The sequence below is a fragment of the Psychrobacillus sp. FSL K6-1267 genome, from assembly GCF_038003265.1.
Taxonomy (GTDB): domain Bacteria; phylum Bacillota; class Bacilli; order Bacillales_A; family Planococcaceae; genus Psychrobacillus; species Psychrobacillus faecigallinarum.
On sequence record NZ_JBBOOR010000002.1, the window covers coordinates 71,175 to 95,176 of the forward strand.

The following is a 24,002-nucleotide window of genomic DNA, read 5'->3' on the forward strand; positions in this document are numbered from 1 at the left end:
GATGAAACAAAAGATAAAAAAATCTCTTATTCTCTTTATTGTCTCTATCTCAGTAGCTGGCTACGTATATGCTCAAGGAGCTCAAACCGAATATGCTCCAGCTGCCAACAAAGAAGTCTATAAGGTTTTATCAATTAGTGAAAATAAATAAGCAACTTAAAACATGCTCATGGAGCAGCCGAAGGGGATAAATCAATGGAACTTAAGATATTAGCATTTGCAGACACTCGAACAACAATAAAATTACCAGATGTTGAGCCAGACGTTGTACTACTACTAGGAGATATTCAATCTAAAACGGTTAGTCAAATAAATAAAAAATATAAGTGTAATAAGCTAGGTGTCTTTGGTAACCATTGCCATCCTAAAAATTTCGAAGACACGGAAGTAGTAAATATGCATAGCAAAATACAAATAATAAATGGAATAACGTTTGCTGGATTTGAAGGAGCTCCTACTTATAAAAGTGATGGCTTTGGTCAGCATACCGAATCTGAGTGCGAAATGTTTATAAAAGAGCTAGGAGATAGACATGTTGATGTATTTATCAGTCATTCAAACCCCTCGTACGGAGACATGAATTTGGATGATGCACATAGGGGGTTTAAATCCTACAATCCACTTTTAATGGGGAATCAAATTTCACATTTTTTCCATGGTCATTTACACGACCCTTTTACTCGTGATATTAACAAGTCTGTTGTTCACTCCGTCTATTCCTATTTATGGGTTACTGTAAACGTAAATCAATCCAATTAAGGGGGGAAATCATGATAAAAGGCAATATAAAAACTAAAGACTGTGTTGGTTGTGGCCGTGTTTTTCAGTTCAATACTGAAAATGAGTTTTCAAGTATGTATTGCACTCCCAGTTGTAAAGAGACTCACTCCTTATTCAATTATCAAAATATCTATACTGAAGTGAATAAAAGTGGACATGAACATTCCTTATCAAACGGTTGATAACCTACATAACTCTCTCTTTATCGGGAAGTGACGCTAAAGTGAACAAAATAAATATGTCCGAATATGAAGCAAGCTACAGAGTGTATTCATCCTTAAAGTGGACAGTCAATAAAAGATTCCTGCATTTTTGAGGTAGTTTTCAAGAAATTAAAAATGCACAGAGAGAAAAAATATTTGCGGAAGATGCTGTTTTTATATCATGGATTGAAACTGGAAAGCTAAAACCTTATGAAAAAGAAATGATGAATTCGGAAGAACAATGATTTAACTATTCTTTTAAGGAGTGATTTAATTGCATTCAGCCATTTTAATGCATAGTAAAAAACTTATTACTGCTAAATCTTATGATGAAGAACTTCACGGTAAGTGCCTAGAGTGTATGGATAAGTCTTGTGGAGCCCCTGTAATTTATATACCTGAAAGACAGGGTGTGGCAGCTCACTTTAAAACAAGCGGTAAGGGTGAGTCTATACATAAAGCAACGTGTGGCTTCGGTAAGGATCTTGATTTCGCAGCTGCACTCTCCAAGGTTAATGAATACCAAGAAGATTATGGGAAGCAGGGTATTAGAGAGATTTTGGTTAGATTGAATTTGAATACTATAGATCCTGATTATGAACCACGAGTGATAAACAGGGAGTCAAATGAAGAGAAAGAAGTAGCTGAATTAGACGAAAAGGTACTAAAATCAACCGCTCCCACCCCGAAGTCAATTGGTTCACTAAAAACCGTGAAGAAACTCTTCACTACTGTTGAGCCTGATTTATTGGCCAGTATTATCATTTCTGTAAAAGGGAGTAAAGTACCCGTCTCTGAACTTATTAGAAGTAGCAAGGACGCCCATAAAGCTTTATGGGAGAACATGACATTAGATTTGCCTTATTTTATTCACGGTACCATTGAAAAAGTAATTAGAAGAGAAAAAGTATGGTTTATAAAATTGGATGCTATAGAAGACACATATTTTTCATTGGTTCTCTTTGAAAAGTACTTCCACCACTTTACTTATAAAGATGCCGAGCTTGTAGGCAGAAACATACTAGCCTATGGATATCTAAAGAAGAATGAATTTAATAAAGAAAAACCCGCAACGGAAATGATTATTAAAAGTAATAAATATATTGAATTTTTATAACTAAACATGTTCGGAAAGGAAGAGGAGGTGTTTTACTAATGGGGATGAGAAGAACTTATATTTTGTTCATTTTATTAATATTAACTGGCTGCTCCGATACTACTAAAGAAGAAATTGCTGATGAACTATCAAACCAGGTAGAAATAGAAATCAATGAAGCAATTATATCTGTAAAGGATGAGGCAAAAAACCAAGCAGATAAACTGATCAACGATAGCTTAACAAATATCGAAGAATTAGTAACAGGGAATGAACCAGAAAACTCTAATGGGATTATTCATTCTGAAGGGACAACAGAGCAATATAGGATGGAATTTAAGTCACTATATGATGGGGAAACTTTCACTGCCAAATTTCTAGAAGGTCCAAATAAAGGAGAAACCGTAAAGATACGTCTTCTATTGGTAGACTCCAGCGAAATGAAAGATGAGAAGTATAATGGGGAACCTCAACCTTTTGCAAAAGAAGCCAAAGAATTTGCAGAGAGTTTACTAGAGAACGGAGAAATTACAGGTGAGTTTGATGTAGGTGAAAGAATAGACCGATATGGTAGAACCTTATTATATGTACGAGTGGACGGTAAGATGATCCAAACCTCTTTAGTTGAGAATGGTCTTGCTAGAGTAGGCTACGTTTTCCCACCGAATACACGTTATTTAGATGAATTACAAAATGCAGAAGAAAAGGCAAAAACATCAGGTATAGGGATTTGGTCTATTGAAGGATTTGTGACCAGACGTGGGTTTTCAACTAGTGAATGACTAGAGTTTTACAGGTTAGCAAAAAAACTAGTATTTTACCTTGTTAAATAGAAAACTCAATACCTAGGACTCGATAGGTAACTACAATTTTCTAGAGAGGAAGTTTAACAAGTGCAGAACGAACTAAATGAAGATGAACGAAAAACCTACATTGATTGGTGTTGTCTGCTTACTGGCTATCATACTAATTTCTTTGAAAAGTTAAGCAATTGCGAGTTACTTGAAGAATTTCAAAAGCTAAGTGGAATAGAAGAAAGGGGACGATGATTAATCAATGACTCCCACGAATTTGTAGTTGAACTTATTTAAATAATTATAGTGACAATCATCGGACTTTTCGTTTACATTCCCGTATCTGCAGAAAAAAAGGGAAAAATAATTAAGGCTTCTGTTTTTTTCATTTTCTTATTAATACTCTTTGCCCAGTTCATATTTTTGGAACATTTACATTATCACGAGGGGAAGTGCTTTTCTTAGTAGTCAAAAATTCATTTTAAATTAAAAATGTGAGCAATAGACCTTTGTTTAAAGTATATAACGTTAGTGTGAACCATGACTAACAAAAGTACAGCAAAGAAGTTTTAAAAAGGAAAATGCCCTAGAGATGTTCTAGGGCATTTTTTATATTTAATAGGCACTTCCATACCATACTTTATTTTTTGTTATTAAATTATTGTGAGTAGTGTCCCATATATCCACATCATAAATATAAGTATAGTTCATAATGCATCTTGAGGTGTCTGTGTCATGACTAAGACCAATGTTATGACTTATTTCATGTTGACCTGCATGCCATACTCCAGAATCAGTTTGTGTTCCTTTTAAAGTACTAACAGCCATTCCAGAAGGGGCACTTGAATATTGATAAGCCAATCCTCCAACTTCGTAATCTGTTTCGTTTGTAAATCCGATTAAAAAGTCGTAATTGTATTGAGAACCCCAATCAGTTCTTAAATCACCTAATATTTGCGAAGCATTTGCTCCTTCAGAATTCCAACCAATAAATACTTTGATGTCTAAGTCAAAATTATGATCTCTAATAAAAGCATCATCCATTTTTTCCACAAGATTTTGAGTTTTAGTAACCCAATTACTATTAGCATTTCGGTATTCTTCATCTGCAGCTATCGCAACAGTTGCTACCCTAGCACCAATACTTTTAGTTCCAATTGTTTCACTAGATATATTTTTGTCTGTATGAACACTATTTATTTCTTTGCCATTGTTATCTACTACAATAGCATCAATTGGACGTTCTAAAATTGCGTCAATTGGATATTCTATTTCAGAGACAGCATTTTCTCCGTTCTTTTTAGGCTCTAGTGGAAGCCCTTCACCTTCTACTGCTACTATATTTCCTTCTCTGTCATAAATCACAAGTTTTTTCTCTTCTTCTACAACTGTTGTTGCTGCCATAGCGATTGAATTAAAAGTGAAAGAAAGAAGTATTACTAACAGAAACAATTTTTTTATCATAAAAACACCCCTTTTTTTGTTATATAAGGGATATTCTACATATTTAATGATAATCCTTTTTTTGACAAATATTATTTTTTATTTTCGGTAAAATTTGCCCATTGTTCGACCGATTCTTCTTTACTAATTACAAACAAACTACCATCTTTCTTATAGAGATAAATATCTTGATTATGTTCTACACCATCGCCTAATTTTGTTTTTAAACCTGTCAATTCAACCATCGACATATCAATCTCTTCCTTAGGTATAACTCTGTTAAATACATATTTTTCGTCATTGTAATATAACCATTGCACAGGAACATCTACCTGGACTGTTTGATTAGCTTTTGAATCAATATCTTTGTCGGTGACTCCGCATCCAGTTAAAACAATAATGAGAAAGAAGAGATTTAATACCTTTAATAAATTATTCATGAGATTTCACTCCTTAATTTACATTTTGTATCTTATTAAAAATATATATTATCATTGTTTAAATATTATGTTAATTAAAAATAAGCAATTATAATTTAATTGATTACAGGATATCTTTCAAATAATACATAGAATTTTAAGAGAAAAAATATCAACAATGATGCAATGTAAAAACTTATACAGTGGGGAGAAAACTCCCTGCTGGTACAGCAACTTATGAGAACGTAATTTTCCATTCTCATACTCTTGTGGTAAAAATTTGCGTACTAAATATCAGCGTATTTCTAGTGGAGCGTTGGAGGAGCACAAAATTGCACTCTCAAACTTATGAAATTAATTGTCACGTCCATTTTTGGACATAACGGATGCTAATAGATACAGGTAAAATGTATTAAAACATCCTCGTCCTTTTTAACACATCTTTTCGTAATCATATTGGTTAGTTTAAGTTTCTTCTATTATATATACTCACCTAGAGAACCAGGTTTCCAACTATGAATAGCATGATTTTCTTTTTCAAAGACTTTAGTTAAGTAGATTTCTGTTGTTTCTAGCCTTTCATGACCAAGCGATCTTTTAATGTCGTGTACGTCCACTTGATTTAGTCGAGAAATGATTGCAAAAGCATGCCTAAAATAGTGAGGCGTGACCTTAATGTTTTCTCCCTTTCTTTCTATATACATTTTATTTATTTCTTTTGAAACATATTGAGATAAATACGAAGGAGAGTAGTGTTTACCTGAGTTTGTACAAAATAAAGGCGCACTAGGTTCTGCAGTTTCATTATGTGATATTCCTCTAACATTTCTAAACATTTTAATACTATCAATAACTTTAGACTTTAAAGGTACATGTCTCCGCTTATTTCCTTTCCCTAAAACATCTAGATAATACCCTCCCAGTATAGTATCCTTTTTCAAATCCTTTACCTGCAGCTTGCAAAATTCTTCATTCCTTATGCCCGTAGTAACCAATACGTACACAATAGAAAACATAATGAAATGCTTGCTATCTTTAAATGCATCTAGAATGAATTCTACCTCTTGTGGCCCCAAGTCTCTATTTGGACGTTCATCCAATCGAACGGTAGCTTTCTTTAATCCGAAATGAATAGGTTCGTTAATATAGCCTTCTTTGTACAAAAATGAGAAGAAAGATTTTATAATAGTCGTTTTCCTTTCAATTGTTGCAGGAGAGTACTTTTTATTTTTTAAAACATAAGGGCTTCTGCTAACCAGCCATTCCTGGTAACGTCTTAAATGCCTCGTCTGCAGAGATTTGAAAAGAGAACCTTCTATTATATTGTCAATGTCTAAATTGATGTCATTCGCATATTGCACTAGTTGTTCCACAAAAAGACTTAACTCTTTTTCGTATTCCCTAATAGTTCTATCAGAACGGTCTTTCTTCCTGTCAATATTACTTTGATGATGTAAAAACCATACCATCATATCTGTATCAGTAAACCTTTGAAATTTGGGAGTATTATATTTATCAGCCTCATCTAAATGTTGCTGCAGAAATGGAACTAGTTCTTTGTTTTGAAGGTGCTCTTTTAGCGAATCTACCATTGGAACATTTTGTTTAATTACTTTCAAATCATTCACCCTCCTTTTAATTAAAAATAATCTAACATTTTAAAATATACATTTTCCATTAAGTTGTAACTTTATAATAATATAAAAATATACACATATAAAGTCTAAATAAAAAAATAGGGTATTTGTTTATCTAAAGTTATATATATATTTTTTTACACTATATTTTAATACACATTATAATAATATACAAAATGGTGATATTATAATTTATTTACCACATATTTCTTTACATACAAAAGTAATTTTATGAATAAAACTTATTAAACAAATAGTGTGGAGGAAAGAGGGATAGTGATGCAACACATTTAGATGGAAATGGACAAACAAATTAATAGAGCTTATGCTAGTGTCTACTGATGTATTTCAAGTTAATTTAGTGTCAAGTACTGATATATTATAAAAACAGCACCTTCCACTAAATACGGAATGGTGCTGTATCAATACTCTTTTGAAAAATCATTTACTAATGTTACTGTTCACCATAAATTGGATAAGTGCCGATGGTTCTAGTCTGATATTTAAATTAAAAGAAATTTCGAAGCAAAAAAAAGAGCCATAGAGGTTCGAAGCAGACTGGTTGAGCAATGGATATTCTGTTAGATATATTGCTAAATAAGAACGCCTTAAGACTCTCATAATGCTTAGACCCAGTTTTTTCATGTCCTCTTTCTCGCGACCATCATTTTTCTCTGTGTTGTTGACTAGAATTTAAATAGAAATGATGAAAATTAAAAAGTTCGAAAAATTGAAATTTCTCGAACTGGACTTAAAATTAATTTGTTACAAGATATTTATTGTTTTTTGTATTTCTTCCTAAGTATTCTAAATCAAAACTTAGGGGGTATTTATCTTCAGAATAAGGCAGGAAGATATCGTTCAATAGACAATCAAACCTATGAATTAAAAATCTGTACTCGTATTTCCTTGCAAGTTCAATTCCTTTCCTAACCCAAAGGCTATATTCTAAATTATCTAGTCTTTTCAAATATGTAGCATAATAATAGATTGCTTCTACATAATAATATTTAATATGCTCTAAGTTTTTTATTGCTAATTCATACAACCCAATAGCTTTTTTATGATCTTTTTCTAGGAAAGCAAACATTAGGTTTTTTAATCCAAAAGAATATGGATTCACTACAACAAGTTTTCTCACATCTTGTTTACTAACTCCACCCATCTTCGCCTTGATGTAAGTATATTGCATAATGGATAGGTGTTCTTTCTTATAAATTTTATTAATTTTATTATTCAAGTAGTCAATATCTAGTAAACCTAAATTATATTGAATCTCTAAAGTGAAAAAACGATCTCTCTTGTCCAATAAATCATATTTCTTAATCAAATCATAAGCACCAACACTGAAAAGTAAGTCATAATGACTAATCCAAAATTTCCTACTTAATTCAGATTTAATCAGTTCATTAATAATCTGTTTTTCATTGCCATATTTATATATACTAGCAGCGTTTACAAAGATATATTCTTCAATAATATTTTCTTGACTAAATAATTCGAAGAATTTATTTAGTGGAAGTAACTTTTGTATTTCAATTAAACTTTCTCTAAACTCACCTTCATAATATCTTAACTTAGATATCAAGACCTCTATTAAAATTTCAGATTTATTAACCTCTTTAAAAAAGTCCTTTAATCTTCTAATATGATTTTCATATTTTTTCCCTTGATTTATTGCATTTGAATATGTTGCTATTTTAGTCATATATTCTAATAAATCAGACTTTTTTTCGAGAGTAACATATTCTAAATAATTTAAACTGTTAAAAAGATTTTCCATATTATAATCAAAAATTTCTATTAGCTGGCTTTTATCCTCTAATTTTTCTAAATTATGCAATGAGTAAGCATTAAATTCATATGCTTTGTTATAATAAGCTTTTTTTTCATCTATACTTCGCTCTGTAAACTTATGCGCTGCAAATCTACCCACAATTGATTGCAGTTTAATTGTATTGCTTGAACTTTGTATTAGAGATTTATTTTCTAAATATTTTATTTCTTTATCCGTCACTCTATTGATGTCATTTTTATAGTTAACCCCTTTAAACATTTGTATAAAATTTTTAACATGGATTCCATCTGGGAAGAGAGATAATAACTCAAACACAAGTTTCTCTTTATTGGAAAGTTTACTATATGAATAATTTATTGATTGATAAAGAGATTTAGATTTTTCTATGTTGTTATCAACATTATCAACAAAGATATCATCAAACCCTAGTTTTGTAGTATTGAAAAAATCCTCCTCTAAATCTTCTTTCAATAATTGCATGCTTTTTAATTTTGGAAGATTAGTCGTAATTATTTTTATAGCAAGTGGATTGTTGTTGAGCAAATTTTCTATAATATCATTTCTTAGAATTTTCATCTCAGAGCTATTAATTTCATTTGAATAATACTTTTGAAATAACACCACACACTCATCTGTCGTTAATGCTCTTAATTCGTATTTTTCTTCAAACTCAAATCCAATCCATTGCCTTGAAGTAGTGATGATACTTGCATAATCACATATAAAAGCTACAAGATTTTTTATTGCATCTCTTTCATTCAAATATAGTAATGACTCAAAGTTGTCTAATATAATTAGTTTATCTAAGTTTGTCATGTTTTGAGTCATATGTTCCTTTAAGTTAATAGTTCTATCTAAATCGAAACATTGACTTACTTTAAACTCGAAGGTTTTAAAGTCCTTTATAAACTCACAATCGATAAAATGCATACCTTCGGAAAAATACCCTCTCTCAGACAATTCTATAGCAACTTTTTTTATTATAGTGGTTTTCCCTATTCCACCGGATGCTTTTATAGTAAGTAGTTGGCCATTTAGTTCAAGGATTTTTCTTATTATATTTTCCAAGTCACTTTCTCTCCCAGTAAAATTTATCAATCTTTTACGGTCAATTTCACTAGGTAAATTTGTTCTATTATAACTAATCTGAGGCTTTCCTTGTGGAAGTTTTAATAAATTTATTTGCTTGTGACTTAACAACTGAGTTTCATTATTTAGATTTTCAACGTCTCCTTTTCTAAAGGTTTTAAATATAAAATTATTAAATGTTTTTCCATCAAATTTTTTAAAGGCTATAGGAAGGTATAAATCAGTTATATTAATTATTTTATCCTTATCAGAAACTATGAAAAGACCATTAAAATTGTCACTGAAAAGTTCAGATTGCAATTCCTCCAAAGTTATAAGTTTGCTCATTAAATTTTCATCTTCTATATAAACTTTATTTTGTACTGAGCTAGTAAATATTAAAATAAAACTATACTCATCTAATTGATTTAAGGTTTTAATTGTAAAATGAAAAAAATCTATTTTAACATCTATTGTAGAGAATAGTTTTTGGATTTTATTTTTATCATATCCAAAGTTTTTATTTATTGGGGAAGCAATTAATATTGCTATTTTAACTTTTTTATTTGTAATAGAAGGAGGGCTTATAACTATATCTGTAACTAAATCTACTGAATTTTGTTTTTCATTTTTAATTTCATAAAAAGTGTTTAATAAATTGTCTAGACCATCTTCCCAATTATCTATAACTATATTTTCTATTCCTTCTAATTTAGTAGAGTTATCAGTAGTAACCAAAAAATGTTTCCCTTTTAATCCATTATAAATAGTATTTATGTAATGAAACTGAGCTTTTACATATGGATCAGTAAGACTGAATCCTAAAAAGACTATTGTATTGTCTCCAATAATTTTTCTTAGCTCTTCTATTGCGGATTTATTTAAAGGATCTTCGTATAGATTTTTGTAGTCCGCGCTGAACAATATACAAGTTGTAGGGTATTCTATACAACCATGTAATTTATAAATGTAACTATCGGTGCTAAAGATATTTGAAACGCGATAGGAATTATTATATGTTATTTTACTTAAATGATTATTAGCAACTTCAAGTGCTTTATCATAATTTGTAGTTATTATTTTTGAAGTTATATTACCTAAATCTTTATGTCTTTTAAGTAATTGCTGATTATCGGTAACATCAGAAAATAGCTTATCTAAAATTTTATGAATCCTAGGTTGATGTTCAATAAGCTTATCTAAAATTTCCATTTCGCTAAAATGTTTTGTTCCTAATAGCGGTCTCATCATTTCTAGCTCAGGGTAATCTTCTGATAATTCATCAATGATTTTTTCGACTAATTTACTCCAATTCGGATACCCTAAAGCTGTCGAAAATCCTGAGCCAATAAAAAAAACTAATTTATTTTCCTTAATAGCTTTCACAAGTTCTGTATGCATTAAAATTACCCCTCACCATTTTTTATCATCTAATTACAATTTTACCATTTATATCTTCTAATTGTTATCGTATTTGAATTAAGAAGAAAAAAGTCTAAATAAAGAGTGAAAGATAGATATTATCTAAGTATTGTTAACCATCCTTATCAACACTTGGTATAATAAACAAGAAAAAGAAGAAGGAAAGAAAAAACTAACTTAGGAAAATAAAAAGTGTCGCAGGAGGAATGATTTGTGGCATAAAGAAGGCTTGCTAAGAAAAATTTAGCAACAACACTCTTACATGAACTAAATTATTCGTCCATTTATCCAAACACTTTTAACACCTTTAGAACTTAAAGGCAGGCAAAGAAGATCAACAAATTTTTAAGTTAGTAATATACATTTGGAGTGAGATAAATATGTTCGATTCTTCCGATAAAAATGAAAAGTATTATACTCAACAAGAAGTAGCTGAACTACTTGGAATCTCCACAGTTACCGTCTACCATTATGCGAAAAAAGGGAAAATACGAAAAGTAGAAGATCCTTATCGAAATCATAGGAAGACCAGGTATTATCCAGAGGAAGTTGATGCTCTTACTGAAATAAAAAAGAAGAAGAAAAGGGACGGAACTACTCCCGCAGCATTAGCCAAAAAATTAGGGGTAACGAAACAAAAAATTTATCAATTAATTAATGAACTTGATATAGAGGTCCATGAAATCCCTTATGGCGATGAACAAAAACGCTATGTAATTCCCCATGATTCTGCAAACCAAATTAAAGGAAAGCTAGAAGAAACTGCTCCAACTCGTGGCTTGAGAACAGAATTTTATCATAGTCGCTTTGACATCGCTCTTTATCAATTATTTACTTCTTCAGACGGGCATCTTCAGACACGGGCTATTAAAAATGAAAAAGGTGAATGGGGATTCTTTCTAACCTCTACCAAATGGATACCCATTGAAAGAGCTGAGCATTTTGGATACAAGCGAACATATTCCATTCACCAGCCTATGGAACGTGTGAATGGTTATACGGATCTATTAATACCTAAAGATAATGGCTTATCTTACCTGTTTCTAGATTTTATTTATCAATTTAGAGGCATAGAAAACATTCGAGTACGCGAAAATGAGGACTATATAGCTCTTTCCGTAAAAGCAGGCTCCATGAAAATACATAACTCTGCTCCCCAAAACTTCTCTTCAGAAACTATCCGTTCTTTTTTAAAGGGTGGAGCCGGTGAAATTGTATTAGAAGAAGACCATTGGACATTTATAAGTGGCTATCACAAAACTTCTTTAGATCTTCCTGTGAGCTTGTTTAAAGCATTAAATGATTACGCAAGTAAAGAAAAGAAAACGTTCAATGAAGTGATGGTCAATCTAGCTACTCAGTTTCTTAAAGAAGACGGAGCAGCAAAAAAAGCTGATTCTTAATATATCTACTATTTTCTTTAATGTAACTTAGGCTTTTATTAAATGTTATTGGGAAAGGGTGTTATAAATGACCGCTACAGTACACTATTTGAATATTTGTCATACGTGTCACAAGGTTATTAGAAAATCATTAACTATCTGGGAAGGGTCTCCTTATTGCAATTCTTGCTTTAATGTATATCTTGAGTTAATTGAACAATCCCCTTTTACTTCAGTTAATACTATCAGGGATTAACTAGGACCGGTGTAAGTATAGGTTGTTTGTTTAACTTTAATCCTTTAAAATATAAATATATTCAATTATTTTTCTTTCTTTTGTAAATCCTCTTATCGAGTGATTCTACGGTGACGATTAATATTAGCCTTTGGGCGTTTGTGTAACACAGGTTGTTTACTGTGTAAATCAGACAGTCCAAGGGCTTTTTGCGTTCATAAAAATAATTGAATGTAAAAAAAGAAAAGGATGTGTGTAGTATGGAGCAATTTTTTAAAAGATACAGAGGAAGAACATTTAAGTTCGGTGAAACAGTTGAAGTTTATTGGAATTTGAATGTAGAAAATGCTTTTAGTATCCGTTGTGCTGCTAATAAATTAGTTTCAGCTCATTGTAGTTCGGTTACTCTTACAAATTGTGAATTTATTGTAGGTGAAGCTGGCCGTCAATCTGCTATACGTAAAGAGAAGCAAGAAGTACATACTTTTGTGAGAGGCAAGGTAGTAAGCGTTAACCAAAGTTGTCCTAGCGAATTAGACCAGGTGGTTTCTTATGAACCTTACAAACATGGTTTTTTGTTTCGGGAAGGAACAAGTACGCCTGTTAACAGTGCTAGTTCTGTTCATTGTGAGGCTAATTACTGTCACGTATCAGCCAGTGAACAAGATTTATTAGAGGATTTATGAGTTAGAAGCGTAATAAAACTGGGAGAAAGGGTGTTAGTATATGAATAAGAACGCGATAAAAAGTGAGGAAAACATTATAATTTCGGGGGATTTTCATCATTATGCCTTAGTGTATTATGAGTTTGATTACTATTGGGAGGATTGTATAGAGGCAGGCACTATAACTCTCTATAATAAATGTTCCGATGACTTTAATAAATTTACCATTTGGTGCGGAGATGATGAAGGGACTCATTTTTACGTGTGTTTGCCAACTGGTGAACAAGATGAGTACGGCGAGATCTTAGAAGATTATGATATTGAAATTTTCAATATTAAAGTTGCTACTTATGCTAATTTATCAAACGTCGATAGATTGAAAGCAATTAGAAAAATTTCTAGCGTATTTAAATTCTCCTTACTAGAGGCGATTAAATTTCTAAAAAATGTAAATAATAGACATCTATTATTTACATTTACTTCGGAAATCTGCAGTTGTTTAAACCTCGATAAAAATTTAGTTTCGGAGGACAACTATGCAGCTAAATTTTGATTGTGAAGTGGGATTTGAGTTAGAAACTCCTGAACACAGAAAAAGTATTGAACTACTAAGCTTAAGTGACTACAACCATATAATAAAAAGTGAAAGTGGTGGAAAAGACAGCATGGCCTGTCTTTTTTACCTATTGGAGTTAGGAGTACCAAAAGTAAAGATTGAATTATGGGTATCAGGCGCAGACGGAAGGGGAGAAGATAACATAAAATTTGTGGATTGGCCAAAGCGTTATAATTTAAATCAAAGTTATTAATACAGTCATAAATTAAAGGTGTATTATCGATATGTTCTAAGAACATTTTTAATATTGAATTCCAACATCTTCAGCCTCTATATCTGTAGAAGTATGCTTAAGGGTTTATATAAATGACATTGTAATAAACAGACCCATGATTATCGGTAGAAATTGATATTTCTAGGTAGTGGTATAACCCCTTTCAATGTTACCTTGCTAGTTTTAGGTATTAGCTGGATTTGAATCTAAATTTTCAAGTTCATTATTAGGTACTTCAGATTCCGTCTCATTCTTTTTATTATAAAGATAATCGTTATAGCCTTGAACAATTATGACGAGGAGAACGATAGTGAGAAGTAATATGGTACCAAAAGAAACTTTATTATTAATATTTAAAAAGAATAAAATGCTAAATCCCATAACTAATGATAAAAAAATTGCAAAAGAAATTATTTTAAAGTGTTGGATTTTGTCCAATAAATTAAACAAATTCTGTACTTTACTATTTGGTATGATGGCTTTTTTTATGGAATAGGAGCTATCTATATCTACTATTTTCGTTAAGTGGTCTCTAACTACATAAATTCTATTATGATCTAAGGCCTTTTCAACCTTCCATTCTTCTCCGTTTTTATCAACAATATAGTAAGCATTGGTATTCCATAATAATTTCGTGATACTGATAAAAAAATAACCGAGCATAAATAACACGAAAGAAATTAACAAATACAGGACAAAAATAAGAATAAGAAAGTCAGTTGGATGATTAATAATTTCATCTTTAAATTCTTCTGTGTAGAATTCAGAAATAATCATGCTTATAGTTATTAAAGAAAGTAAAGAAGAGATTGCAAGAGAATCAATAAATTTTTTCCAAGGCGTTTTTAATAAATTATCAATTTCGTTTGCGTTAATGAAATTTACAATCACTTTCATGAATGTAATAGAAAATCCGAATAATGTTATGAATGGGATAATAGAAAATAACTCTTTAAAATTTTCCATGAAATTGTTTCCTCCTTCTTAAAACAAATAAGAATATACGTTCTTTTTATATAATAGCACGCAGCCATTAAAATTGGGAATTAAATTCATTTTATCCTTATAAAGATAGTTAATAATAAAATGTGGGCATCTAAAAAGCTATTTATAATCTCTTTAGAAAAGAGTGTATAAATCCAAAAGGGGTATCTCTGTATTTACAACAGCTGTTATTTAACGAATAAGCAAGGTGGGTGAAAAAGTTCTGATTTACAATCATTCTACCGAATTATTCAAGCGCCGATCAACGAAAAATGAGGTTTATATCCTAATAAATATTAAAAGAATCCTTATAATCTTATATAGGGTTTCTTTTTTTATTGTTAAAAGTTGACGCGTTACACTTTATAATATAATATTATTTTATAATATATAACTAGGAGGGGATAAATCACTACATCTAATTCTATAAGTAAGGAGTGTAGATAAATGAGAAATTACTTTTTAAAAGTAAAAAAATGAATAATTGACCTTACAACATGGGGGGATTTCTTTGTATTTCACTGGGAAAGTTATTCGAATCAATAAGCAAGGAAAAATCAGAATACCTATTAATATCTTTCACAAAATTAATGTTAATGTAAATACTGACGAGGTAGAAATTTATCGTAAAGGCGAACAAATTATTTTAAAGAAATACCTGCCCGTTTGTTTTGTTACTGGAAAAGAATCATCTGAACTAAAAGAATTATTACCTGGTATGTTAGTTAGCGAAGAAGGGATGTACCAACTATTAGATGAATTAGAAAGTCAATCTCTTGAATAATTTAATTTTTTAATTTGCGAATTAAGTTTGCGCTTAATTCAAATTTAGTGCGATTTTATAAAAATTTTCATTAACTCTTGCAACTACAAGTTTTAAAGTATCAGGAAATAACAATGAAGAACTACTAGTAAAATGCAAAAAAAGCAATGGCTGAACAACTTTCTAATGGGATTTTCCCTTCGATTACTTACGGAGTTTATGAATTTGATGTTCTTTCATTGAAAAAGGTATTTGCTGGACTAACTATAGAATCCACCGATGGTAAATTAGGAATTGTTACTGGAGTTAATAAAAAAACTATCCCTGTTACTTACGTAAATCATATTTCAGTAGCTGGCTCTCCCCAAGGCTTTAAGTCTTCCACTGCAACACAAGCTCGAAGTAACGGATATGAAGATAGACTATTGGACTGAGGCATATAGTGGATATATCAAAACTGATGATAATATATGAAATTGTAGATTGCAAAACAATAAGAAGTAAAGTTAAATTACACATTGAAAGCACGACAATGTTCTTGCCTCTTTCTGAGCATGAAATCCTTGGATATTTGAAAGACGAAAAAAGTTAATTAGCTTAGCTATAAGAAAAGACAGCATTAATTTATAATGCTGTCTTTATTTCTTGTAATTAATAACAAGCTTATTTTAAAATAGAACCCTTTTATCGCTTTTTATGTACAAGTCTTTACTCAACTCCACCCTTTGTGTCACAAACTTGCATAACATCCTATATCTACTTTGGTAATTTTACATTATATTAACTAAAAGAAAGGAGAAAAACAAAGAATTTCTAGAAATATTGTTGAGAAAGGTAATTTGTTTAGTTTTAGTTAACCTTTTTTGAAAATGCCCATATTAGGACTATTAAAAAGGTACTAACAGCTATCGCCATTAACAAAGAAAATAAAAAAACAAACAAAAATGAACCATAATCCTCTAATTCTATAAACGGGTTATTTGTAATGTAAGAATCATTGAATAGAAATATTAATACGGTAGGTATAAAAATAAAAGGGAATAACTTTTTGAAATAATTGTCGAAATTTTTATTTTTAGAATCTTTAACTTTGTTCGACATTTTAACACACTCCCATTTTTTACTTCTTTTAATATATTTATACAGTATATCTTATTAAACTACAACTACTTTTAGAATAAGGAAAGATTGGTTTAAAGAAGAGGAGAAATAGTTAACATGAAAAAATTCGCAAAAATACTAATACTTACTTTGACATTTGGATTTATATTCTCTGGAACTTCAGCGTTTGCAGCGGAGAATTTAGTAACTCCCTTAACAAAAGAAGAAATTTCAAACATGCCAGAGGATGTAATGCCTGATGATGTTAAAAAGGTTATGGAAAAGAACGCCGAGAAGTTAGAGAACATCAAGAAAGGTGAAGTTACACCTTTCTATACCACTGCGTATAAAGGTGCTGAAACTTCTGATACGGCATATAGTGAGACTTTAGGGAATAGTGCAATGAATACTGTTTATGCTCGTATTGATGATTTTAGCTTTTGGTCTGGTTACAGCTACTATAAATTCTCTGGATGGGGATATACCGGTTATTCGGGAACTGCAACACCTTCATCTGTTACATCAACAGCATCTGTTAAAGCATATGGAGTTATACCGCAGATTTCTTTTAATGGTTCCAATTGGTCCCTTTTATCAGCCACAAGACAAATCGGGTCCGATTCAAATTTGCCGGGTAATAAATATGCAAGAGCTAATTATTCAAATGTTAAAATTACAGCATTTACTGGTGTAAATGCAATATTCTCTAACGCAGCATATATCAAATTACCAAGCGGTGCAAACGATAGCTGGACTGAAGATACTTATGTTTGGTTTTAAACAAATTTTAAAAGGTGTTGCTTAATAGCAACACTTTTTTTGGAGGTATATATGTTTTTTAAAAAGATAATAGCATTATTAATAATAACAACTCTTTTGATATCCTGTGCAAGTATAGAAAAAGGAAATATTGCGGATGAAGTAGAAACCATTGGTAACTTAAATAAGGAATGGGCAAAACAAACAAATGATTTGATAAAATTAGGCGAAATAAAGACAGATCAGTATGTTGACTATTCCAGTATTTTAAACAATGAAACATCATTAGATGAAACATGGAATGCCATAAAAATATTTTCACTTATAAACTTTGATTATGAAAAATCTAAAGTTATTTCTTTTGTTTCCAAATATGAACCAGATAATATTATTGAGGAATTAAAAATTAATAATATTTTAAATATGATGGGTGAGCAAAATTTATTCAATAAGAATTATGACAATGAATTCATAAATTTATTAAAAAAAGACATCACAGTAGAAGAAAAACTTGATAGTATATATCTCTTCCACCTTTACACTGGAGATAATTTCCAATTGAGCAAATCAACTATAAATTTAATTAAAAATTACTTACAAGAGGTAACATTTTCTAATAAGACTCATATAGGTTATTATTATGATTTAATTTATCTTTGCAAAAAATATAACGTAGTGAATCCTTCTTTGGAGCAATTAGATCCAAAGATTTGGTCCTATGATAATGTAGAAATAGAACAATTAGATTTACTTAATTTGTATTATATAGCGAAGATAAATGAATTAAATAATAATACTATGCCTCGTGAGTTGTTGAATAAATTATCCGAATTTAAAGCAACTGATGGTTTGTTTCATACAGAAAAGAAACAAGATAAAGGAACAATATTTGCCACTTATATAATGGCAGAAATATTTTTTAATGAAGGTAAGATAGAGCAATTAAATTTAAATAATGATAAGGTTATAAATAATCTCTTGATAAAACAAGACAATATTTCGGGAGGATTTTATATTAGGAAAAATTTGAGAGCAGACTTACCTGCAAAAATTTTTTCAGAACTTAGTTTAAAAGCTTTAGGGAAAGATGATAAAAGCTTAACTTCTGGTGATATCGAAAAGATGGTTTTGAATGAAGAAGAAAATAACTGGAAAATGAAGTACTATGGGTATAAACTATTGAACCTTTCAACTGAAGATTTAAAAACTATAGAACATACCCTCAACAATTATTGGGACAATTTGGGTGAAATAACTCCCGAAAAATTGCTTGAAGATTTAAAGGAAGTTGAGAATATCATTTATTCTATCTACATAAGTGTAGAAATTAATAGCGATGTTCCTCGGAGTTTAAAAAAATTAGTTATAGAGACCTCTAGTTTGATAACTGAAAATTACAAAGAAAAAAATCCTATTGAAATTTCATTAGCATTAGAGGCTCAAAATTTACTTAATTTTGAGGATTCGAAGAGTCAAGATATTAAAAGCTATCTCTTGAATTTTTATGATGAAAAACAAAACGTATTTGACTATAATGGCCAGAGTGAAATGATGATAAATTATTTTATAATAAAGTCTCTTTTATTTCTTGATTATGATAATGAAAAAGTTAACTTAGAGGAAATAATTTATATGTTTGCAGACTTTGAAAATGGTGGTTTTAATACATTTAAAAACCAATTTAATTCCTCTTCATTACTTACAACATTTTATGGGTTGGATTTATTGAAAGAAATACAATTTAAAAAGGAGAACTGAAATAAAGTCAGTTCTCTCAGATACAAAACAAAAGATTTTTGAAATATTGGGGATAGACTATCATAATGTTTCCCCCTCCATGTATTCTACTCCTAAATTATCCACATTTGTAACTGATAACACTGTGATAAAAATTTAGCAAATTTAACTCCTCTTTTAATATATTTATTAACGCGATATAATTGCACTAAAATTAGATTTAGAGCGAAAAGGAGAAATATGAACAAGCTTACTGAATATGTTTATATGTTTGATAAATTATTCTTTTATGATTATGTAATTTTACTAAGGAATTTAACAAAGGAATTATCAGGCAAATTTAAAAGACTATCTCCTGGGTTAATTTTAGTCCATGAGAAAAAAGCTGTTGCCATGGAGTTATCCCCCACCGCCTATTTAAAAATATGGAAATTAAAGAAAAGAAAAGAGATTTATGATTGTCTAACATTATGGTTCAAAGATGGTTTTTTAAACTTATATGAAAACACTCCTGAAGAAACAACTTATTACACTAACACGAATAAACTCTTCTATACTTTGTTAAAAAGATTAATTCGAGATTGTAATTTAAATGTAGAAATTAAAGAAAAGAAAGTATATAGTGGTCGGCAAATTACTGCCAAGCTGCCATTGATCTCTCTCTTAAACTATTACAAGACAATTATACAGTTGATTCTTAGAAGAACAGATGCGATTAAAACTAAGGAACATTGGTTTAAAAAATTAGAGCTATTTGAATTAGAAATTATAGTAAAAGGAGGAGATAAAATTGCCAGCACCTACAAGAAAGACCTTATCAGCTGAGCAGCATATAGAACGTGCATTAAAAGAATTACCTTATTATGTTTCCGAATATGTTCGAGCAAAAAAGCGTAATGGATACTCCCCCATTACATTAAGTGGTTATTTGCATGATTATAAGGAGTTTTTTAAATGGATTTGCGAAGAAGGTAAGACTAAAGCTAAAAAGCCAAAAGAAGTACCTTATGAAGACCTAGAGAAATTATCTAAAATAGATGTAGAATTTTTTATTGAAAAACTAACAGACGTTAAAATTGAAAAGTCGAAAGACGTATTCGTTCAAAGATCTAATGCAAGCGTAACGCGTTTTATTCAATCTCTTAAGTCTTTATTCAATTATCTAACCACGGAGAGTGAAAAAGGAGACGGAGAATGTTACTTTTACCGTAACGTTATGGCTAAAATAAAAACACCTAAGAAACAGGAAACGGCAGCACGAAGAGCTAAACGTATAAATACAACTATACTTAATAATGAACAAATGAAAGGCTTCTTAGAATTTGTGAAGCATTATTATGCTCTTGGCTTATCGCCTGCTAATCAAAAGAGATTTGAACGTGACCGCTATAGAGACACAGCTATTATCTCCCTCTTTTTAGGCAGTGGTATTCGTGTAAATGAACTAGCTGGATTGCTCCTAACTGATATAGACCTTCAACAAGGAGATATTAACGTTGTAAGGAAGGGAAATGATTTAGATACAGTTAGCCTCACCCCTGCTGCTTTAAAGGATTTAAGAGCCTATTTAGACGTTAGAGAAGAGGTTTATAAGCCTGATAAGAAAAACAAATATGTTTTTGTTTCTAAATACAAAGGGGTTGCAAACCCTATTGGAGTAAGAACGATTCAAAGTCTTATAAATAAGTATTCTGAAGCGTTCCTAGAGGGTAAAAGATTAAGCCCCCATAAATTACGCCATTCTTTTGCTAATAGTTGGTTAGATAATAACGGCTCATTGATAGGCTTACGAGATCAGTTAGGCCATAATACGATTGAAACCACCACCCTCTACACCAACCTATCTCAACAGGAGCAGAGGATTGTTTTAAATAGGATGTCTATTTCAGAGGTCCAAGAAATAGATGAATTAGAAGAATAAAATTTAAAACCCTTCCGATATAGTCCGTACTTTCATCCCCACTACTACTAATTGACTATATTCAACCAATATGTTATGTTATATTTTATAAAATAACATTACTTTATATAAAAGTGAGTATTGGGGGTTCAAGTATGATAAACGAATTATTATGGCTAGCAGGAGCTAAGCAACAGTATGATATTCAAAAATCAGCCGGTTTAGCAGGAATTATGGGTTTCTTGTCTATACTTTTAGTGGCTGTTAAATGGAATGATTGGTTCTATCCTCTATTTAATAAAATTGGAGCGGTAGAATTAGCGAATAAGCTAGGGCTAGTAGCAAATGGTATTCCTACCTTAACTGTAATATATATAGCTTTGTTTATTTTTGTATGTATTGTGCTAATTGGTTTGATTTGTTGCTTGTTATTAGCTTTGAGCATTCTTTTATTATTATTTGGTCAGACTAATTTTGGCTCCCTAGTACTAGGAACTTTGCTATTTGTCTTATTCTTTCCAGTGGTACTTCCCTTCTTTATCAAGGCTAAGCGTCAACAGAAACAAGAGCAAAAAGCCAACCTTGAAAATGGTTATATAAAGCCTACAACTATGAAACAAGCATACAGCAAGGATAAAGCATTAAATGGTTTACTTAAGAAATACCAACATGAATATGAAAACGTTAAAATGTTTCGCTTATTTGAAGAACAATCAATTAGAGAGAATAGTAAGCTAGAGTTATGGTATCAGCCTGAGATGGTCGGAGTAGAAAACAAAAATAAAACATATGCATACTTAAATAGAGCAGTAGCGTCAATTGATACCGATAAAGACTGGTTAATTGGTTTCCGCAAAGATAATGAAAGCGAAGATATAAATAAATTTTATGTCCTCCTTCCTAATCCTTTACCTGCATATGCGTCTCAATACTTCCTAGATGATTGCTATAAAGAAGGTTCACAGTTATCTTCAAAAGATTATCATGCTGCTCCAAAGGGAGAGCATCTATATAACTTCCTTCTATCTGAATTTAACAGGAAGTATCCCTCTGCAGCTACATTTGATAACTACTATGTTCCAGCCATAGAAATTGAGTTTGTTTGGGATGGTTATTCTGTTTCTCCTAGAGTTATTGATGGAGCAGAAGTAATGTCTGTGGTTTTAGATCACCTCAACGTGTATCACATTGATTCCGCCCGAATGGAAGTATTTTTCGAAGATGTGAGTAAGAAAGAAAATGTTAAACAAGCTATTAGAGAAACACATATAGCTATGTATTTAATCCCTTATGCATATCCAAATAACACAGATGATAAAGAATGGGGTTATACTGGATATTACAATGATTTAGTCTCAAAAGTTCCAAATGCTGATACTTTTGCTCCTTTGTATGCTGCTGATGTAAAAGAACGTATTATCGCTTATGCGAACGCTAATAAACAATGGGCAATCAACTGGATTGTACAGGATGTGTAAGGAGAATATAAATTGGGTAGAAACAGAAAAAATTTGTATGACAAAGATAGCTTGTTATTACTTCTTCAAGAACATAAAGAGCATTTAACAAGTACTAAAGCGTGGAATGAGTATGCGAAACAACATCAGCTACCTCATTCCTCTACGCTTATTAAAAATTTTGGAAGTTGGAATTTAACTAAAGAAGCTTTTTCACTAGAGCAAGCTAAAGCCCATAGACCCGTAAAATACACTTCAGAGCAACTACTGGAGATTTTAGATAACTATAAGTCTAAATTTACAAATATATATGATTGGAATATGTTTGCTTCAGAAAACCAACTACCAACATTTCAAACATTTGAACGTTATTTAGGAAAAGAGTTTATGGAGGAGCAAACGGGAGCGGGAGGAACAATTAAATGGGACGAGGATAAATTAAAAGAGCTCATTAAGAGTAATTTTCCTTCAAAACCACCGACAGTCAAGGAATGGAATTTGCTTGCAAAAGAAAAGCAGCTACCTACCCATATGACCATCATTGCTTATTATAACTCCTGGAACCTAATGAAACACAGGGTATATCATTCGTAAGATACTGTTTCTACACTACACACCGCTTCAGTAAGTAGTTGAATATCGCCAAGTATTTGACTTCTTACTGTTTCGTTATCACATTTATAATAATCATCGACTAATTTAACAAGTTCCATATAGATTAAAGACATAGGTATATTTACTTCCCTCCTTTGTAGTCCATATTAATTATATTATGAACTAAATATACTTAATTTGGAATACTTTTAAATATTTTACAAACGGAAAAAGGTTCACCCTAATTTTTAAAAAGGGGTGAACCTTTTTTTAATTAGCCTTTAATATAATTTCCTCAAAATTTTTTAAAGGAGTAATAATTTCATAGGCTAAGTGTTCATCATCTCCTACTTGCTGAACCTCAATATCTATAGAGATTTGAAGGTTGTCTGTATAATAAACATTCATTAATCCCTTATTGGTTTCTTGTTTGTATTTGTCTATTTCAAATTGGTAATCTATTTTCTCCAACATACCATTCCTGTTCATCAATTGAAGAAATTTGGTTAACTTTTGCAATAAATCTTCTTGTTTGTCACTTTCCTGATTGTCTTGTAAGGAACGAATAGATTCAGAAGAAAAAGCTACAGTTAACTGATCTAAATCTTGTAAGACAAATGAAGAATATACAAATTGGATGGTTTCTTTTTTCAAGTCTACAAGTGTTACTTTATCTTCTTCAGAATGAGGCATATGCTGTTCTCTTTTAAAAAAAATATTCTCGCCATTAGGTATTTTAGATAATATGAACTCATCAATATGCTTTGATTTTTCCGTTACCTCTGTAATTTCCATGGGATCCTTGTTTATTACTTCTACTTTATCTGTTAATTTAGGAGCAGTATCCTTTCCTAATAGGAGATAAAGGAGAAGAAGGATAAATAGAAGTATGAACAAGGCTATCAACAAACGTTTTCTCTCCATTTAATCCTTCC

The 24,002-nt window shown here is 30.8% G+C and carries 25 protein-coding genes; 18 read left to right on the forward strand and 7 right to left on the reverse strand.

The genetic code is table 11. The annotated features are described in order from the left end of the window. Position 1 precedes the first annotated feature (1 nt). The 6 genes from MHB55_RS21840 to MHB55_RS21865 all read left to right on the forward strand — a co-directional run bounded on the left by MHB55_RS21840 (position 2) and on the right by MHB55_RS21865 (position 3,128). On the forward strand, positions 2–151 hold the full coding sequence (locus MHB55_RS21840; RefSeq protein ID WP_340845229.1) for a hypothetical protein: 150 nt from the start codon (positions 2–4) through the stop codon (positions 149–151). 44 nt (positions 152–195) lie between these two features. Then, entirely contained in the window at positions 196–759 is a 564-nt protein-coding gene (locus MHB55_RS21845) for a metallophosphoesterase family protein (protein ID WP_340845228.1), read from the forward strand. Between the two features lie 11 nt (positions 760–770). Continuing rightward, positions 771–962 carry a hypothetical protein gene (locus MHB55_RS21850; protein WP_340845227.1) on the forward strand — a complete coding sequence of 64 codons (192 nt, stop codon included), beginning with the start codon at positions 771–773 and terminating at the stop codon, positions 960–962. Between the two features lie 295 nt (positions 963–1,257). Then, entirely contained in the window at positions 1,258–2,100 is an 843-nt protein-coding gene (locus tag MHB55_RS21855; RefSeq protein ID WP_340845226.1) for a hypothetical protein, read from the forward strand. A gap of 38 nt (positions 2,101–2,138) precedes the next feature. Beyond that, a complete protein-coding gene (locus tag MHB55_RS21860; protein ID WP_340845225.1) occupies positions 2,139–2,861 on the forward strand; it encodes a thermonuclease family protein in 723 nt (240 codons plus the stop codon). A 111-nt stretch (positions 2,862–2,972) separates the two neighbouring features. Continuing rightward, on the forward strand, positions 2,973–3,128 hold the full coding sequence (locus MHB55_RS21865; RefSeq protein ID WP_340845224.1) for a hypothetical protein: 156 nt from the start codon (positions 2,973–2,975) through the stop codon (positions 3,126–3,128). Positions 3,129–3,488: 360 nt separating this feature from the next. Here MHB55_RS21865 and MHB55_RS21870 read toward each other — a convergent pair whose 3' ends face one another. From MHB55_RS21870 to MHB55_RS21885, 4 genes are all read right to left on the reverse strand, one after another. After that, complete coding sequence (locus tag MHB55_RS21870; RefSeq protein ID WP_340845223.1) at positions 3,489–4,337, reverse strand: M12 family metallo-peptidase; 849 nt, start codon at positions 4,335–4,337, stop codon at positions 3,489–3,491. A gap of 71 nt (positions 4,338–4,408) precedes the next feature. Then, entirely contained in the window at positions 4,409–4,756 is a 348-nt protein-coding gene (locus tag MHB55_RS21875; protein ID WP_340845222.1) for a hypothetical protein, read from the reverse strand. 458 nt (positions 4,757–5,214) lie between these two features. Further along, positions 5,215–6,363, reverse strand: coding sequence for a tyrosine-type recombinase/integrase (locus tag MHB55_RS21880; protein ID WP_445322770.1), 1,149 nt, complete (start codon positions 6,361–6,363; stop codon positions 5,215–5,217). Positions 6,364–7,129: 766 nt separating this feature from the next. Then, entirely contained in the window at positions 7,130–10,639 is a 3,510-nt protein-coding gene (locus MHB55_RS21885) for an SIR2 family protein (RefSeq protein ID WP_340863997.1), read from the reverse strand. Between the two features lie 401 nt (positions 10,640–11,040). Between MHB55_RS21885 and MHB55_RS21890 the strand changes: the two genes are divergently transcribed. The 4 genes from MHB55_RS21890 to MHB55_RS21905 all read left to right on the forward strand — a co-directional run bounded on the left by MHB55_RS21890 (position 11,041) and on the right by MHB55_RS21905 (position 13,751). After that, entirely contained in the window at positions 11,041–12,063 is a 1,023-nt protein-coding gene (locus tag MHB55_RS21890) for a helix-turn-helix domain-containing protein (protein WP_340845219.1), read from the forward strand. A 474-nt stretch (positions 12,064–12,537) separates the two neighbouring features. Further along, a complete protein-coding gene (locus MHB55_RS21895) occupies positions 12,538–12,963 on the forward strand; it encodes a hypothetical protein (protein WP_340845218.1) in 426 nt (141 codons plus the stop codon). A 40-nt stretch (positions 12,964–13,003) separates the two neighbouring features. Continuing rightward, positions 13,004–13,495: a hypothetical protein gene (locus MHB55_RS21900; protein ID WP_340845217.1), complete on the forward strand. Its 492-nt coding sequence runs from the start codon at positions 13,004–13,006 to the stop codon at positions 13,493–13,495. Beyond that, positions 13,479–13,751, forward strand: coding sequence for a hypothetical protein (locus MHB55_RS21905; protein WP_340845216.1), 273 nt, complete (start codon positions 13,479–13,481; stop codon positions 13,749–13,751). The genes MHB55_RS21900 and MHB55_RS21905 overlap by 17 nt, the downstream gene beginning before the upstream one ends. Positions 13,752–13,955: 204 nt before the next feature. Here MHB55_RS21905 and MHB55_RS21910 read toward each other — a convergent pair whose 3' ends face one another. After that, positions 13,956–14,738: a hypothetical protein gene (locus tag MHB55_RS21910; protein ID WP_340845215.1), complete on the reverse strand. Its 783-nt coding sequence runs from the start codon at positions 14,736–14,738 to the stop codon at positions 13,956–13,958. Between the two features lie 529 nt (positions 14,739–15,267). Here MHB55_RS21910 and MHB55_RS21915 point away from each other — a divergent pair. Beyond that, positions 15,268–15,540 carry a transition state regulator Abh gene (locus MHB55_RS21915; protein ID WP_340845214.1) on the forward strand — a complete coding sequence of 91 codons (273 nt, stop codon included), beginning with the start codon at positions 15,268–15,270 and terminating at the stop codon, positions 15,538–15,540. A gap of 146 nt (positions 15,541–15,686) precedes the next feature. After that, entirely contained in the window at positions 15,687–15,953 is a 267-nt protein-coding gene (locus MHB55_RS21920; protein WP_340845213.1) for a hypothetical protein, read from the forward strand. Between the two features lie 415 nt (positions 15,954–16,368). On the opposite strand, the gene MHB55_RS21925 is transcribed toward MHB55_RS21920, so the two are convergent. Further along, on the reverse strand, positions 16,369–16,620 hold the full coding sequence (locus tag MHB55_RS21925) for a hypothetical protein (RefSeq protein ID WP_340845212.1): 252 nt from the start codon (positions 16,618–16,620) through the stop codon (positions 16,369–16,371). A gap of 117 nt (positions 16,621–16,737) precedes the next feature. Here MHB55_RS21925 and MHB55_RS21930 point away from each other — a divergent pair, with 117 nt between their 5' ends. From MHB55_RS21930 to MHB55_RS21955, 6 genes are all read left to right on the forward strand, one after another. Further along, complete coding sequence (locus MHB55_RS21930) at positions 16,738–17,400, forward strand: hypothetical protein (protein WP_340845211.1); 663 nt, start codon at positions 16,738–16,740, stop codon at positions 17,398–17,400. 51 nt (positions 17,401–17,451) lie between these two features. Next, positions 17,452–19,137 carry a hypothetical protein gene (locus MHB55_RS21935; protein WP_340845210.1) on the forward strand — a complete coding sequence of 562 codons (1,686 nt, stop codon included), beginning with the start codon at positions 17,452–17,454 and terminating at the stop codon, positions 19,135–19,137. Positions 19,138–19,356: 219 nt separating this feature from the next. Next, positions 19,357–19,941 carry a hypothetical protein gene (locus MHB55_RS21940; protein WP_340845208.1) on the forward strand — a complete coding sequence of 195 codons (585 nt, stop codon included), beginning with the start codon at positions 19,357–19,359 and terminating at the stop codon, positions 19,939–19,941. Then, positions 19,907–21,037, forward strand: a complete 1,131-nt coding sequence (gene xerS / locus MHB55_RS21945) for a tyrosine recombinase XerS (protein WP_340845207.1) — start codon at positions 19,907–19,909, stop codon at positions 21,035–21,037. Before MHB55_RS21940 ends, xerS begins: the two co-directional genes overlap by 35 nt. Before the next feature lie 134 nt (positions 21,038–21,171). Next, positions 21,172–22,494 carry a hypothetical protein gene (locus MHB55_RS21950; RefSeq protein ID WP_340845206.1) on the forward strand — a complete coding sequence of 441 codons (1,323 nt, stop codon included), beginning with the start codon at positions 21,172–21,174 and terminating at the stop codon, positions 22,492–22,494. 12 nt (positions 22,495–22,506) lie between these two features. Further along, the gene (locus MHB55_RS21955) at positions 22,507–23,067 is read left to right on the forward strand and encodes a hypothetical protein (protein ID WP_340863998.1); all 561 of its coding nucleotides are present in this window, start codon (positions 22,507–22,509) and stop codon (positions 23,065–23,067) included. Positions 23,068–23,337: 270 nt separating this feature from the next. Here the strand turns inward: MHB55_RS21955 and MHB55_RS21960 are convergent, their stop codons facing one another. Next, on the reverse strand, positions 23,338–23,991 hold the full coding sequence (locus MHB55_RS21960) for a hypothetical protein (RefSeq protein WP_340845204.1): 654 nt from the start codon (positions 23,989–23,991) through the stop codon (positions 23,338–23,340). Positions 23,992–24,002 lie beyond the last annotated feature (11 nt).

What these genes read in the sequence shown, in the direction of transcription:
- MHB55_RS21875 (WP_340845222.1), bottom strand. Translation starts at nt 4,756, where the DNA reads ATGAATAATTTATTAAAGGTATTAAATCTCTTCTTTCTCATTATTGTT.
- MHB55_RS21895 (WP_340845218.1), top strand. Translation starts at nt 12,538, where the DNA reads ATGGAGCAATTTTTTAAAAGATACAGAGGAAGAACATTTAAGTTCGGT.
- MHB55_RS21850 (WP_340845227.1), top strand. Translation starts at nt 771, where the DNA reads ATGATAAAAGGCAATATAAAAACTAAAGACTGTGTTGGTTGTGGCCGT.
- MHB55_RS21900 (WP_340845217.1), top strand. Translation starts at nt 13,004, where the DNA reads ATGAATAAGAACGCGATAAAAAGTGAGGAAAACATTATAATTTCGGGG.
- MHB55_RS21950 (WP_340845206.1), top strand. Translation starts at nt 21,172, where the DNA reads ATGATAAACGAATTATTATGGCTAGCAGGAGCTAAGCAACAGTATGAT.
- MHB55_RS21920 (WP_340845213.1), top strand. Translation starts at nt 15,687, where the DNA reads ATGGCTGAACAACTTTCTAATGGGATTTTCCCTTCGATTACTTACGGA.
- MHB55_RS21905 (WP_340845216.1), top strand. Translation starts at nt 13,479, where the DNA reads ATGCAGCTAAATTTTGATTGTGAAGTGGGATTTGAGTTAGAAACTCCT.
- MHB55_RS21840 (WP_340845229.1), top strand. Translation starts at nt 2, where the DNA reads ATGAAACAAAAGATAAAAAAATCTCTTATTCTCTTTATTGTCTCTATC.
- MHB55_RS21860 (WP_340845225.1), top strand. Translation starts at nt 2,139, where the DNA reads ATGGGGATGAGAAGAACTTATATTTTGTTCATTTTATTAATATTAACT.
- MHB55_RS21930 (WP_340845211.1), top strand. Translation starts at nt 16,738, where the DNA reads ATGAAAAAATTCGCAAAAATACTAATACTTACTTTGACATTTGGATTT.
- MHB55_RS21935 (WP_340845210.1), top strand. Translation starts at nt 17,452, where the DNA reads ATGTTTTTTAAAAAGATAATAGCATTATTAATAATAACAACTCTTTTG.
- MHB55_RS21960 (WP_340845204.1), bottom strand. Translation starts at nt 23,991, where the DNA reads ATGGAGAGAAAACGTTTGTTGATAGCCTTGTTCATACTTCTATTTATC.
- MHB55_RS21845 (WP_340845228.1), top strand. Translation starts at nt 196, where the DNA reads ATGGAACTTAAGATATTAGCATTTGCAGACACTCGAACAACAATAAAA.
- MHB55_RS21925 (WP_340845212.1), bottom strand. Translation starts at nt 16,620, where the DNA reads ATGTCGAACAAAGTTAAAGATTCTAAAAATAAAAATTTCGACAATTAT.
- MHB55_RS21940 (WP_340845208.1), top strand. Translation starts at nt 19,357, where the DNA reads ATGAACAAGCTTACTGAATATGTTTATATGTTTGATAAATTATTCTTT.
- MHB55_RS21885 (WP_340863997.1), bottom strand. Translation starts at nt 10,639, where the DNA reads ATGCATACAGAACTTGTGAAAGCTATTAAGGAAAATAAATTAGTTTTT.
- MHB55_RS21870 (WP_340845223.1), bottom strand. Translation starts at nt 4,337, where the DNA reads ATGATAAAAAAATTGTTTCTGTTAGTAATACTTCTTTCTTTCACTTTT.
- MHB55_RS21890 (WP_340845219.1), top strand. Translation starts at nt 11,041, where the DNA reads ATGTTCGATTCTTCCGATAAAAATGAAAAGTATTATACTCAACAAGAA.
- MHB55_RS21910 (WP_340845215.1), bottom strand. Translation starts at nt 14,738, where the DNA reads ATGGAAAATTTTAAAGAGTTATTTTCTATTATCCCATTCATAACATTA.